Source organism: Pseudomonas sp., from assembly GCF_030150285.1.
Lineage (GTDB): Bacteria > Pseudomonadota > Gammaproteobacteria > Pseudomonadales > Pseudomonadaceae > Aquipseudomonas.
In genome coordinates this window covers 144214-157109 of the sequence record NZ_JASLGE010000043.1, presented here as the reverse complement: position 1 = coordinate 157109, position 12896 = coordinate 144214, and the positions used below count along the sequence as shown (strand labels likewise).

The window sequence follows — 12896 nt, the reverse complement described above, 5'->3', positions numbered from 1 at the left end:
ATGGATTACCGCTACCTGGGCCGCAGCGCCCTCAAGGTTTCACCGCTGACACTGGGCAGCATGATGTTTGGCGGCCCCACCGATGAGGCCACGGCGCGGCGCATCATCGCCAAGGCTTACGAACAGGGCGTCAACTTTATCGACACCGCCGATGTGTACCACGACGGCCAATCTGAAACCGTGGTGGGCCGCGCCATTGCTCACCAGCGCGACCATTGGGTACTGGCCACCAAATTTGGCTACTCCCGGGCCGCCTGGGCACCGACTACATCGACATTCTGTACTTCCACCACGCCACCTTCGACGCTCCGCTGGGGGAAGGCGTACGCGCCATTGCCGACCTGATCAAGCAAGGCAAACTGCGCCACTTTGGCGTGTCGAACTTCCGTGGCTGGCGCATTGCCGAGGTGGTGCAACTGGCCGACGAACTGGGCATCGACCGCCCGGTGGCCAGCCAGCCGCTGTACAACATCGTCAACCGCACCGCCGAGGCTGAGCAGATCCCGGCGGCCAATCATTTTGGCCTGGGCGTGGTCACGTACAGCCCGCTGGCCCGTGGCGTGCTCACCGGCAAATACCGCCCCGACGTACAACCGGCCGCGGATTCGCGCGTGGGCCGCAGTGACAAACGCGTGCTGGAAACCGAATGGCGGCCGGAATCCTTGGCCGTGGCACAACGCATTCAGGAACACCTGAGCGGTCGCGACATCACCCCGGCGGATTTTGCCTTGGCCTGGGTGCTGAACAACCGCCAGGTCACCTCGGCCATCGCCGGGCCCCGCACCGAAGCGCAGTGGGACGACTACCAGCGTGCGTTGCAAGTGAAGATCAGCGCCGCCGACGAAGCCTTCGTCGACCAACTCGTGAGCCCGGGCCACACCTCGACCTTGGGCTTTACCGACCCGGGTCATCCGGTGGAAGGCCGTACCCCCTTTAACTGACTAAGCCGGGCCCGTTAAACGGGCCCGCCCGCACCGGATGCCATCATGCCCCTGACCCGCCGCCAGCTACTGGCCTATACCAGCGCCACCGCCGCCCTGCTGCAACTGACGCCCACATTTTCCTACGCCGCTGACACACCCGTGCGCGGCGGCACGCTGAACATGCACATTGCCATCGAACCGCCGATTCTGGTCAACCTCACGCACACGGCGGGGGCGGCGGTGTACATCACTGGCAAAGTCACCGAAGGCTTGCTGACCTACGACCTGGACCTCAAGCCCCTACCGCAACTGGCCACCGCCTGGGCCGTGAGCGACGACGGTTTGACCTACACCTTCAACCTGCGCGAAGGCGTGAAGTGGCACGACGGCCAGCCCTTCACCGCCGACGATGTGGTGTTCTCCCTGAACACCCTGAAAACCGCCAACCCCCGTGGCCGGGCGACCTTTGCCAACGTGTCGGACATTCGCGCGGTCAACCCGTTGCAGGTGCAACTCACGCTGAGCAAACCCGCGCCCTACCTGCTGACGGCACTGGCGGCCTGCGAGTCGCCCATCGTGGCCCGGCACGTGTACCAAGACGCCCGCCCCGAAACCCACCCCAACGCCACCGCGCCGATGGGCACCGGGCCCTTTGTGTTCAAGGAATGGGTACGTGGCAGCCATGTGATACTGGAGCGCAACCCGCATTACTGGGACGCGCCCAAACCGTACCTGGACCGCATCATCGTGCGCTTTATTGCCGACTCGGCGGCCACGGTGGCGGCCCTTGAAGCGGGCGAACTTGACCTCTCAACCGGTGGGGTCCCCCTGAGCGACATTGAACGCATCAAAACCAACCCGCGCCTGCGCATCGAGAACCGCGACGACCCTTACATCAACAGCATCACCCGAGTGGAATTCAACCTGGACCACCCGATCCTCAAGCAGCACCCGGTACGCCAGGCCATTGCCCACGCCATCAACCTCGACTTTATCCGCAAGACCATCTTCCTGGGCTACGGCCAACCGCTGTACGGGCCGATCAGCCCGGCGATGAAAAACTTCTACGCCCAGGACCTGCCGCGCCATGCCTTCGACGTGGCCAAAGCCAACCAACTGCTCGACGACGCCGGCTTACCCCGTGACGCCAAGGGCGTACGGTTCACACTGACCCTCGACCCACTGCCGGGCCCGGAAACCTACCGCCGCACGGCCGACTACCTTAAACAGGCACTGGCGAAGATTGGTATCCACGTCACCCTGCGCTCGCAGGACTTCGCCACCTACGTCAAACGCGTCTACACCGACCGCGATTTCGACTTCACCCTGAACGGCATGAGCAACCTGTTCGACCCCACCGTGGGCGTGCAGCGCCTGTACTGGTCGAAAAACTTCCAGCCGGGCGTGCCCTTCTCCAACGGCTCGCACTACAGCAACCCGAAAGTCGATGCCTTGCTGGAAACGGCCGCGATCGAAACCGACGTACAGAAGCGCTACGACCTGTTTGCCGAGTTCCAGAAAACCATCATCGAAGACCTGCCCGACCTCGGCATCTCGACCCAGGTCAGCCCCATCGTCTACGACAAACGCGTCACCGACTTCTACGTCGGGGCTGAAGGGTTGGGGGGCAACGCGGCGCAGATCTACTTCAAAGGCTGAGCCACCGCGCCCCCGGTTTACGCAAACCCTGTAGTCGTTGACGAGCAGCGCGAGGCTACGTCCGGCGTGATGCGGCACTCCGACACAGTCGTCGCGAGACCAGGCGCCGCGGTGCCCCGTTCAAACACGTTCGATGACGACCGCCACGCCTTGGCCAACCCCCACACAGAGGCTGACCACGGCGTAGCGCAGGCGGTGCCGTTGCAGGGTGCGACACGCGCTCAGTACCAGACGCGCGCCCGAGGCCCCCAGCGGGTGGCCGATGGCGATGGCTCCGCCGTGGGGGTTGACGCGCGGGTCGTCGAAGCTCACGCCCAGCGCTTTGAGGCACGACAGCACCTGAGAAGCGAACGCCTCGTTGATCTCGATCAGGTCAACATCCGCCAGGCTGATCCCGGCACGCGCCAAGGCCACCTCAATGGCCCGGTGCGGGCCAATGCCCATAAGGCGCGGCTCAACCCCGACCACCGCCGAGGACAACACACGCGCCATCGGCACGACGCCATGTTGTGTGCCCATGGCGCGGCTGCCCAGCAACAGGACGGCAGCACCGTCGTTGATGCCCGAGGCGTTGCCTGCCGTGACCACGCCTTCGGCAAACAACGGCTGCAAACGCGACAAGGCCGCCAGGTCGGACTGGGGGCGCGGGTGTTCGTCATGGGCCACCGTGTGGGTCTGGCCCTTGCGCCCGGTGGGGACATCGACAGCCAGGATTTCACCGTCCAACACGCCGTTAGCCAGCGCCGTGGCATAACGCGCCTGAGACGCCGCCGCAAAACGGTCGGCGTCTTCGCGGCTGATGCCGTACTGCCGGGCTACGTTGTCGCCGGTTTCGGGCATGCTGTCGTTGCCATAGCGCTGCACCAGCGTCGGGTTGCTGAAGCGTGCACCCATCGTGCTGTCGGCCATTTCCTGGGTGCGGCTAAACGGGCTCTGGGCTTTGGCGATCACCAGCGGTGCCCGGGACATGCTTTCTACCCCACCGGCCAGGTACAACTGGCCTTCGCCGCAGGTGATGGCACGGGCCGCGTCGATCACCGCCGACAGGCCGCTGCCGCACAGGCGGTTCACCGTTTGCCCCGCCACGTGCAGGGGCAGGCCGGCACTGAGCAACGCGTTGCGGGCAACGTTGCGGCTGTCTTCTCCGGCCTGATTGGTGCAGCCCACGATCACCTCTTCCAGGGCCAGGGCCGGCAAGCCCGAGGTGTCCATCACGCGCGCCAGCAACGCGCCGATCAGGTCGTCCGGGCGAACCCCGGACAAACTCCCGGCATGGCGACCAAAGGGGGTGCGCAAACCGCTGTAGATATAAGCATCAAGCATGACAACACTTCCAATAGATAAGCGGGGAGCCGTTCAGGCCGGTACCGTGTTTTCGGGCTGGTTCAACGCCAGGCCCAGCCGCGCACGCCGACGCAGCCAGGCACTGGGGCGGTAACGCGGGTCGCCGGTCAGCGCGTGGATGCGCTCCAGAATGTGCAGCACGCGCGCCGCGCCCAGTTGATCGCCCCAGGCCAACGGCCCGTGCGGGTAGCCCAGGCCCAGCGTCACGGCCATGTCGATATCCGCCACCGAAGCAATGCCTTGTTGAGCAATATCGCAGGCCAGGTTGATGACAGAGGCCAAGGTGCGCTGGGCAATAAAGCCGCAACTGTCGCGCATCATCACCACCGTGCCGCCATCGCCACTGAATAGCGCGTGGGCAGCCTGCTGCATGTCGGCGCGGGTGGCGGGCGTGAGCATCAGGCAGCGCAGGCGATCGAGCCCCAACAGGGTGTCGATGGCGACGGTGCGGGCAGGGTCGGCACCGTGGCGCAAGGCCGACTCAGTGGCGTCATCGCCCAGCGGAGCCAGCACACACAACGCGTGGGCCGAGGGGTGTGCGGTGCGTTCGATTTGTGCACCCAACTGTTCAAGCAGGGCCAGCACGCGGGAGGTGCCCAGTTCGTCGTCGCCCGCCACCCACACCGGCGGCCGCACCGGGCAGTGCGGCACGGGCTGCACGTGCCGGGGTGCGCCCTGCTTGCCCGCGTAGGCATAGAAGCCCTGCCCGCTTTTTCGCCCCAGACGGCCACCGGCGTGCATCAGGCGCAGCAGCGGGTGCGGCTTATAACGCGGTTCCTGATAAAACTGCTGATACACCGACTCCATCACCGGCAGGCTGACGTCCAGGCCAATCAGGTCCAGCAACTCAAACGGCCCCATGGGAAACCCCACGCCGTCACGCAGCACCGCATCGATCTGCCCCGGCGTAGCCACGCCTTCGCTGAGCATGCGCAGGGCCTCGGTGCCAAATGCCCGGCCCGCATGGTTGACGATAAAGCCCGGCGAGTCCTTGGACACGGCGGGGTAATGCCCGATCTGGTGCACCAACGCGTGCAGGTCGTCGATGACCTGCGGCTGCGTCGCGAGCCCGCCGATCACCTCGACCAGCCGCATCAACGGCACCGGATTAAAGAAATGCAGCCCGGCCACACGCCCGGGGTGCTGACACACCGAGGCGAGGGCAGTGATCGACAGCGAGGAGGTGTTGCTCGCCAGCACGGTGGTTTCCGGCAACTGCTCATCCAGTTGCCGAAACAGGCCCTGCTTGGCGTCGAGGTCTTCAACGATGGCTTCGATCACCAGTTGGCAGCCCGCCAGGGCGGCCAGGCCATCAACCACCTGCACCTGAGCCAACGCCGCGGCGGCGGCCTGTGGCGTCAGCCGGCCTTTTTCCTGCAAGCGGCCAAACCGCGCCGCCAGGTGTTCGCAGGCGGTGCTCGCCGCCCCCGGCCGGGCATCGAACAGGCGCACGCTCAGCCCGGCACAGGCCATCATCTGGGCGATGCCCTGCCCCATCGCGCCAGTGCCCACGATGCCGATGCATTGAAAAGAATGACGGTTCATCGGCCCAGGTACTCCGGTTTACGTTTCTGCAAAAAGGCCTGCATGCCTTCCTTTTGGTCGTGAGAACCAAAGAGCAACTGGAACGCCTTGCGCTCCAGGGTCAGGGCCTGTTCGAGCGGCAGGTCCTGGCCGGCGAGCACGACTTCCTTGATTTGCGCCACGGCCATCGGTGGCATGGCCGCGATGGTGCTGGCCATGGCCAGCGCGGTGGTCAGGGTGTCGGCGTCGGCCACCACTTCGCTGACCAGCCCCATGCGCAGTGCTTCATCGGCGCTCACCTGGCAGCCGGTGAGCAGCAGGCGAAAGGCCTGAAACTTGCCCACCGCCCGCAGCAAACGCTGGGTGCCGCCCGCGCCCGGCATGATCCCGACGCGGATTTCCGGCTGAGCAAAGCGCGCCGATTCACCAGCAATAATCAGGTCGCACTGCATGGCCAGCTCGCAGCCACCGCCCAGGGCGAAACCGTTGACGGCCGCGATCAGCGGTTTACGGCAGGCTGAAAGGGCCTGCCAATGACGCTCGGCATGCCGCGCGTAAAGTTGCAGGGCGCTGGCATCCACGAGTTCACTCAGGTCTGCACCCGCGGCAAACACCGTGTCACTGCCGGTGAGGACAATCACGCGAACGTCAGGGCTGTCATCCAGGCGCCGAACGTAGTCAGCCAGGGTTTCACGCACGGCCATGTTCAGCGCGTTACGCGCCGCCGGGCGGTTGATCCGCAGCAACGCCACACCCGATGCGGGCTGCGTCAACACTACCAACGGTTCAGAACAATCAGGCTCAAGGCTCATGGGCTCTCCTGCCAATAGGCATCAGGGGGAATGGCGTTAACCACGAACGACACCGGCCGCATACAGTTGCTCAATCACCTCGGCGTGCAGGCCCAGGCCTTCAAGCACCGCACGGGTGTCCTGCCCCAGGGTCGGCGGCGCGGTGCGGTAGGTCGCCGGGGTACGTGACAGCTTCACCGGCGAGCCGATGCCCCGGTAGTCACCGATATCGACCAACAGGCCACGGTGCGCGGTGTGGGGATGGGCGACGACGGTGTCGACCGTTGCGATAGCCCCGCACGGCACGCCGACGCGGATCAGTTGGGGTGCCAATACCGCGCCATCATGGGTTGCCATGTGCTGTTCCAGCACCTGTTTCAGCGCCTTGCGGTTGCCCGAGCGTGCGCCGTTATTGACGAAACGCGGGTCGTGTAACAGGTCGCTCGCACCCAATTGCTCGCACAGCTTGGCGAACTGACGATCGTTGCCCACGGCCAGGAAGATCGGCTCGGTGCCGGTGCAATAACTGTCATAAGGGGCGATGTTGGGATGGGCATTGCCGGTACGGCCCGGGGTTTTGCCAGCCGCCAGGTAGTTGGGGACGTGTGGGTGCAACAGCGACACGCCGCAGTCGTACAGGGTGATGTCCAGCGACTGGCCCAAGCCGCTGCGATGCCGTTCATTAAGAGCCAGCAGTACGCCGGCCAGCGCGTTGAGCCCCGTGACCATGTCAACAATCGGCAAGCCGATGCGCAGCGCTTCGCCGTCGGCCTCGCCGTTGACGCTCATTAGCCCGGCCATCGCCTGGATCACAGCGTCGTAACCTGGCAGGCCACCCAGCGGGCCGTCACCGCCAAAGCCGGATATGGCGCAGTGAATCAGCCCCGGAAAACGCTGGCTGAGCACCTCGGCGTAGTCGATGCCCCAGCGCTTGAGGGTGCCGGGCTTGAAGTTCTCGATCAGTACGTCCGCGCCTTCCAGCAAGCTCAGCAGCAGCTCAATGCCTTCAGGCCGCGAGAGGTCGACCGCGATTCCCTGTTTGTTGCGGTTGACCCCGCGATAATAGGAGGCGTCCGCCCCTTCGAAGGGCGGGCCCCAGCCACGGGTTTCATCACCGCTCAGGGGTTCGAGCTTGATCACCTCGGCACCGTGGTCGGCCAGCGCCTGGGAACAGTAAGGCCCGCCCAGCACGCGGCTGAGGTCAATCACTTTGAGCCCTTCAAGGGCCCCTTTGCACAGGTTCATAAGGTCACTCGATTCGATAAAAGGGGCGGCCGTTTAAACCGGCAACAGGCGCAGGGCCTCGGCGGACGAGAGCGGCGTTTCATTGGCCAGGCGGGCCAGCAAGGCGGCCTCAATCGCGGGTTCGGGGGTGAGCGGATCGCGGGGCAGTAATTTGTGTTGCAGCACCAGATGCGCCAGCGCCAGGCGGCGGGCATCGTCCGGTTGGCGGCTGGCCTCCCAGGCCATAAATACCGCCGAGGTCATGTGATAAAGCGCACTGCCGGCCTGCCGCACCTGTTCGTCCTGGCGCTCAAGGGCCACTTCGGCCACGCGCTCGACCGTGCGTTGCAGCACAGAGGCGAACAAGCGGTGGTTGGCGGCAGGCAAGTCGGCTTCGGCCAGCAGGTGGATGAGGTGCTGATGCAACGGCTCAAGGGCCTGTTCGCGGGTGATGGCGCGGCCAATGTCCAGCGCCACAATATTGCTGGTGCCTTCCCAGATCGAACCCAGGTGGGCGTCGCGCACCAAGCGGGCGTCGCTCCATTCTTCGATATAGCCCAGCCCGCCGCGCACTTCCATGGCATCGCCGGTGACCCGACGGGCATCGCGGCAGGCGCGGAACTTGATCAGTGGCGTCAGCAGGCGCACGCATTTGCGCGCCGCTTCGTCACCGCCGTCGGCCTTGGGCAGCAGCGTGGCAATGTGCATAAACATCGAACGCGCCTGCTCAGTGGGCAGCATCATCTTGAGCAATTGACGCTGCATCAGCGGCATCTCGATCAAGTGACGGCCAAAGGCAAGGCGGTTGCGCGCGATGTACAACGCTTCGTTGACGGCCCGGCGCATCAGCCCGGCTGCCCGCACGCCATTGGACAGGCGCGACATGTTGACCATATCGGCCATTTGCTGGAACCCGCGACCGACATCACCAATCAGGTAGGCCGTGGCCCCTTCCAGGGTGATCTCGCCGCTGGCCATCGAACGCGTGCCGAGTTTGTCTTTCAGGCGCTGGATGCGGTAGGCGTTACGCGAGCCGTCGGGGCGCAGCTTGGGCAGCAGGAACAGGCTGACACCCGGCATGCCAGGCGGTGCGTCTTCGGGGCGAGCCAGCACCATGGCCAGGTCGGCATCCGGGTTGGAACAGAACCATTTTTCGCCAAACAATTGCCATTCGCCGTCGGTCAACCGCGCCCGGGTTTGGGTGCGCGAAACGTCCGAGCCCGCCGCTTGCTCGGTCATGAACATGGCCCCCTGGAACAGCGTGTCGAAGTCTTGCGACACCAACGACGGCACGTAGCGCGCCACCAGTTCCGGGGAGCCAAATTTGCGCAGGGTACGGGTCAGCGAGTCGGTCATGCTCACCGGGCAGCACAGGCCGAACTCGGCCTGGACAAACAGAAAGGTCAAGGCGTACTTGAGCAGCGGTAAGGTGCCGTCGTCGCGGTGGCTCATGGCAGCCAGGCCGAGTTCAGCGTAGGCCACCCGCTCCAGCTCGACGAAATCAGGGTGTTTGCGAATGCTTTGAATGTCTTCACCACGGCGGGTGCGCGGCAGCAGGGTCGGCGGGTTTTTGTCCGCCGACAGCGCCAGCACGTCCAGCTCGCCACCGGCCCTGGCACCGAGTTGCTGCCAGGCCGGCAGCCACCGCGCATACAGGTCACCGGGCAGGTAAACCTTGAGCAAGGCGGCCAGGCCAGCATCGCATTCAAACAGGTTCAGGCCCCGGCTGTCGGGGATATTGAGGGGGTCGTGGGCGCGGTCTGAAAGGGCATTCATGGTGACTCTCCTGATTCTTGTGGGCCAAGAGTAGGGGGGCCTTCGATAACTATCTAATACAAAGTAAATCAACTACGATAAGTAAAAATTATCGTTGAGCCAGGCGGAACGGTATGGATCTCAAGCAACTTCGTTACTTTGTCGCTGTCGCGGAAGAGCTGCATTTTGGCCGGGCGGCGGCACGCTTATTCATCTCGCAACCGGCCTTGAGCTTCGACATCAAGAAGCTCGAAAGTCAGTTGGACATCCAGTTGCTGAACCGCAACAACAAGTCCGTGAGCCTGACCAACGCCGGTCAGGTGCTGCTCAACGAGGCCCGTTACCTGCTGCTGCGGGCCGAGCAGGCCAGGCACCTGACGTTGCGCTCGGCGCAAGGGTTTGCCGGGCGGTTGAGTGTCGGGTTCGTCAATTCCATCTTGCATCGCGGGTTGCCACAGGCGGTCAAGACATTCGAGGCGGCGCACCCCGACACCGAGATCGTGCTGATGGAGATGAACAGCGCCGAACAGGCTCAGGCCTTGCAGCGCGGGCAGATCGATATCGGTTTTGTGCACTGGAGCAAATTCCCCGAGAGCATTCTCTGTGAGCGCGTGCTCAGTGAGCCTTTTGTCTGCTGCCTGCCCGCCTCCCACCGGCTGGCCGGCCAGGCCCGGGTCGACCTGGCCGAGTTGGCGCAAGATGACTTCATTCTGTTTCCACGCAACGTGTCGCCGCACTACCACGACCGCATTGTGGCGCGCTGTGTGGCGGCCGGGTTCAGCCCGCGCATTCGCCATGAGACGCGGCTGTGGCAAACCGTAGTGGCGATGGTGGCGTACGAAATGGGCATCGCGCTGGTGCCCCAGACCCTGTCGCTGATTGCCAAAGAAGGCGTGCACTACTGCGACATCAATGGCGGCGGCGAGCCTTCCGAGATCCACGCGATTCGGCTGGCGGTGCAGCCCGCCTCCGCCGCCGCACAGAGTTTTCTGGCGCTGTTCCAGGCCCGCCAAACAGCGGTTGTGTAAGGGCCCAGAGGGGTCGGCTGCTGGGCGCGACCATACGAAAACACGTATCAAACAATAAGTTTTAATCATTATTTTTTTAATTTCTGCCCGTATAGGCTCCTTCTCATCGGACGTTGGCCAAGCCGAATAACAACAGCCCTGCGCCAGAACGTCGGGGCTATTTACAATAATAACGAGCAGGAATTGACCATGAATGCCGCGCAGCACGTTGCCGCCCACAAAAGAGCCCGCAAGGCGGGAGTGGCGTCTTTTATCGGGACCACCATTGAGTGGTACGACTTTTATGCCTACGGCATTGCCGCCGCCCTGGTGTTCGGCAAAGTGTTCTTCCCCGCCGACCTGGCACCCGGCACGGCCACGTTGTTGTCGTTTCTGACGCTGTGGGCCGGGTTTATCGCGCGGCCGGTGGGCGGGATCATCTTCGGCCACCTGGGCGACAAAATCGGCCGCAAAACCACGCTGGTGATCACGCTGATCATGATGGGCATCGCCACCACGTGCATCGGCCTGCTGCCCGCCTATGCCCAAATTGGCGTGTGGGCACCGATTGCGCTGGTGCTGTTGCGGGTCATTCAGGGCATTGCCGTGGGCGGTGAATGGGGCGGGGCCATTTTGATCGCCAGTGAAAACGCGCCCAAGGGCAAAGGCATTCTGTATGCCGCATTTGCCCAGCAAGGCTCGCCGGCCGGTAACTTGCTGGCTACGCTGGTGTTCTTTGCCCTGAGCGCCCTGCCCGTCTCGGACTTTATGCTGTGGGGCTGGCGTATTCCGTTTCTGCTGTCGGCGGTGTTGGTGATCATTGGTATGGTGATTCGCCTGCGGCTGGAAGAGTCGGACGACATGCAGCGCCTGATGAAGCAGAAGAAAACCGTCAAGCTGCCGATCATGGAAGTGCTGCGCAACCACTGGCAGATCGTGCTGCTGGGCGCGGGTGTATTGCCGATCATTCATGTCACGTACTTCAAGAGCACCTTTGCCCTGTCATGGGCCACCAAGGAGCTGGGCTACGCGCAAAGTACCTTTCTGAGCGTGATCATTATTTCCCTGGTCGTGCAGTTTATTACCCAGCCGTTCGGCGCGGTGCTGGTCTCGAAGATCGACATGCGCAAGGCCGTGGCGTTCATGATCATCCCGGAGCTGATTTTGATGCCCGCGATGTTCTTTGCGGTAGAAACCAAAATCTATTGGATCGCGGTGCTCGGCATGTGCCTGGCAACCATTCCGCACTCGATGTTTTACGGGGCGGTGGGTGGGATTCTCGCCCGCGCCTTCCCGACCAAAGTGCGCTACAGCGGCCTGTCGATTTCCTATCAACTGTGTTCGCTGTTGGTGGGCGGTGCCACGCCGGTATTGGCGCAAGGGCTGCTTAACTCGACCGGCAGCATCATCGGTGTGGCGATTGCGTCGGCGTGTTATGCGCTGGTCTCACTGGTGTGCATGCTGTTGCTGCTCAAACGCATCGGGCACAACGCCTCGCAACTGTCGACCGCGGAACAAGCCGACGCCGATGAGCGAGCCCGCGATGACCTTAACCTGGCCACCGCCGACTCCGCCGAGCACACCCCGCGCGCCACAAGCCGCCCGGCCGTTCAGGCCACACTGGCAGCCACCCCGTCCCGTTGAGTTCACGCATTCCCTTTAGCCTGCGCCACCGGTGGTGCAGGCTGTTTGCCGTTCAGGGGCCAAGGTTGCGTGCCTGGCGGTGACCGGCGGGCTCACGCCGGCCGGGTTTTCTCAAAGCGACTATCACCCTGCCCCACGCTCGCCACCGCCTGCCAGCCCAGGGCGCGGTAGAAGCCACTGGCGCGGCTGCCGTCAGCGGTTTCCAGCCAAAGGGTTGAGTGGTGCTGAAACAACAAAGCCTCGGCTTGCGCCATCAACCGGCGGCCGATTCCGAGCCCCTCGAATTGAGGCCGCACGAAAGCGGCAAATACGCAGCCCTCTTCAACGTCAGCCATCGAAAACCCGGCCGGCACGCCATCGACCTCTGCGACCCAGAGGCAGGGGTAGCGCGTCATCGCTTCGTGGATGGCCTCGGGAGTGATACCCATGGCCGTCAGTTGCTCGAGGGAGAGGTGGTTTTCAACCACACTGGTGCGGATATCAAAAATGGCCGCGATGTCGGCCGCAGTGGCGAGTCTGATTGTTTTTTGCATGGCGCAATCCCTGGCAGGCTTCAAAAAAAGACGCTCAGTATCCCTGCCTTCACCGTGCGTTGAAAGGGGCGACCTGACCGGCCATCAGGTACGGCAAAGCGGCGTGATACACGCCGCGTTTTTTGGTCCGCTGCCTGTCAGTTGGTCGTGTCGCAGCTGTCGGCAAAGCGACGATAATGAAGGGTCTGTGTCTGGCCTTGGGCATTGAGGTACGTCATCTGCGCGTTGACGATGCCGCAGGTAGGCGATGCATCCTGGGTCATTGACAGCACTTTCTGAATATCCGCACGGCCAGCCAACGGCGGCGACGTGTCGGCCTGTGCCGAGATCACCACACTGCTCAGGGCTGCAAACACGCAAGCGATAGACAGGCATTTAACGTTCATGGTCAGTTCTCCAAGGGTTCCATCAGGGTGGGTTCACCCTGTGCGAGGCGACGCTCGTGGCCTCTGTTGGAACCTATTTGAAGCCCTTGAGGTATCTGGCCTGTGT

General features: G+C 63.6%; 9 protein-coding genes and 2 pseudogenes. 4 read left to right on the top strand and 7 right to left on the bottom strand.

Annotated elements, in window-relative coordinates:
• Together Q1W15_RS10745 and Q1W15_RS10740 are read left to right on the top strand one after the other, a co-directional pair.
• Positions 1 to 941 (top strand): annotated as a pseudogene (locus Q1W15_RS10745) (aldo/keto reductase).
• Positions 942 to 986: 45 nt separating this feature from the next.
• Complete coding sequence (locus tag Q1W15_RS10740) at positions 987 to 2582, top strand: ABC transporter substrate-binding protein (protein ID WP_300727608.1); 1596 nt, start codon at positions 987 to 989, stop codon at positions 2580 to 2582.
• Positions 2583 to 2702: 120 nt separating this feature from the next.
• On the opposite strand, the gene Q1W15_RS10735 is transcribed toward Q1W15_RS10740, so the two are convergent.
• From Q1W15_RS10735 to Q1W15_RS10715, 5 genes are read right to left on the bottom strand one after another with little or no spacing between them, the layout of a single operon-like run.
• Positions 2703 to 3905 carry a 3-oxoadipyl-CoA thiolase gene (locus Q1W15_RS10735; protein WP_300727605.1) on the bottom strand — a complete coding sequence of 401 codons (1203 nt, stop codon included), beginning with the start codon at positions 3903 to 3905 and terminating at the stop codon, positions 2703 to 2705.
• A 33-nt stretch (positions 3906 to 3938) separates the two neighbouring features.
• Positions 3939 to 5471: a 3-hydroxyacyl-CoA dehydrogenase gene (locus Q1W15_RS10730; protein WP_300727603.1), complete on the bottom strand. Its 1533-nt coding sequence runs from the start codon at positions 5469 to 5471 to the stop codon at positions 3939 to 3941.
• Positions 5468 to 6262, bottom strand: a complete 795-nt coding sequence (locus Q1W15_RS10725) for an enoyl-CoA hydratase (RefSeq protein ID WP_300727599.1) — start codon at positions 6260 to 6262, stop codon at positions 5468 to 5470. Before Q1W15_RS10725 ends, Q1W15_RS10730 begins: the two co-directional genes overlap by 4 nt.
• Before the next feature lie 36 nt (positions 6263 to 6298).
• Entirely contained in the window at positions 6299 to 7486 is a 1188-nt protein-coding gene (locus Q1W15_RS10720; RefSeq protein ID WP_300727596.1) for a CaiB/BaiF CoA-transferase family protein, read from the bottom strand.
• A gap of 33 nt (positions 7487 to 7519) precedes the next feature.
• Positions 7520 to 9241: an acyl-CoA dehydrogenase family protein gene (locus Q1W15_RS10715; RefSeq protein ID WP_300727593.1), complete on the bottom strand. Its 1722-nt coding sequence runs from the start codon at positions 9239 to 9241 to the stop codon at positions 7520 to 7522.
• Positions 9242 to 9354: 113 nt separating this feature from the next.
• On the opposite strand from Q1W15_RS10715, the gene Q1W15_RS10710 reads away from it, so the two are divergent.
• The gene (locus Q1W15_RS10710; protein ID WP_300727590.1) at positions 9355 to 10248 is read left to right on the top strand and encodes a LysR family transcriptional regulator; all 894 of its coding nucleotides are present in this window, start codon (positions 9355 to 9357) and stop codon (positions 10246 to 10248) included.
• A gap of 189 nt (positions 10249 to 10437) precedes the next feature.
• Positions 10438 to 11754, top strand: a pseudogene (locus Q1W15_RS10705) (MFS transporter); the annotation flags it as partial.
• Between the two features lie 209 nt (positions 11755 to 11963).
• Here Q1W15_RS10705 and Q1W15_RS10700 read toward each other — a convergent pair.
• Positions 11964 to 12404, bottom strand: coding sequence for a GNAT family N-acetyltransferase (locus Q1W15_RS10700; RefSeq protein WP_300727587.1), 441 nt, complete (start codon positions 12402 to 12404; stop codon positions 11964 to 11966).
• Positions 12405 to 12541: 137 nt separating this feature from the next.
• Positions 12542 to 12790 carry a DUF2790 domain-containing protein gene (locus Q1W15_RS10695; RefSeq protein WP_300727584.1) on the bottom strand — a complete coding sequence of 83 codons (249 nt, stop codon included), beginning with the start codon at positions 12788 to 12790 and terminating at the stop codon, positions 12542 to 12544.
• Positions 12791 to 12896 lie beyond the last annotated feature (106 nt).

Bases quoted from the DNA above. Each gene is read 5' to 3' on its own strand.
- Q1W15_RS10740 (WP_300727608.1), top strand. From the start codon at position 987: ATGCCCCTGACCCGCCGCCAGCTACTGGCCTATACCAGCGCCACCGCC.
- Q1W15_RS10715 (WP_300727593.1), bottom strand. From the start codon at position 9,241: ATGAATGCCCTTTCAGACCGCGCCCACGACCCCCTCAATATCCCCGAC.
- Q1W15_RS10700 (WP_300727587.1), bottom strand. From the start codon at position 12,404: ATGCAAAAAACAATCAGACTCGCCACTGCGGCCGACATCGCGGCCATT.
- Q1W15_RS10735 (WP_300727605.1), bottom strand. From the start codon at position 3,905: ATGCTTGATGCTTATATCTACAGCGGTTTGCGCACCCCCTTTGGTCGC.
- Q1W15_RS10725 (WP_300727599.1), bottom strand. From the start codon at position 6,262: ATGAGCCTTGAGCCTGATTGTTCTGAACCGTTGGTAGTGTTGACGCAG.
- Q1W15_RS10695 (WP_300727584.1), bottom strand. From the start codon at position 12,790: ATGAACGTTAAATGCCTGTCTATCGCTTGCGTGTTTGCAGCCCTGAGC.
- Q1W15_RS10730 (WP_300727603.1), bottom strand. From the start codon at position 5,471: ATGAACCGTCATTCTTTTCAATGCATCGGCATCGTGGGCACTGGCGCG.
- Q1W15_RS10710 (WP_300727590.1), top strand. From the start codon at position 9,355: ATGGATCTCAAGCAACTTCGTTACTTTGTCGCTGTCGCGGAAGAGCTG.
- Q1W15_RS10720 (WP_300727596.1), bottom strand. From the start codon at position 7,486: ATGAACCTGTGCAAAGGGGCCCTTGAAGGGCTCAAAGTGATTGACCTC.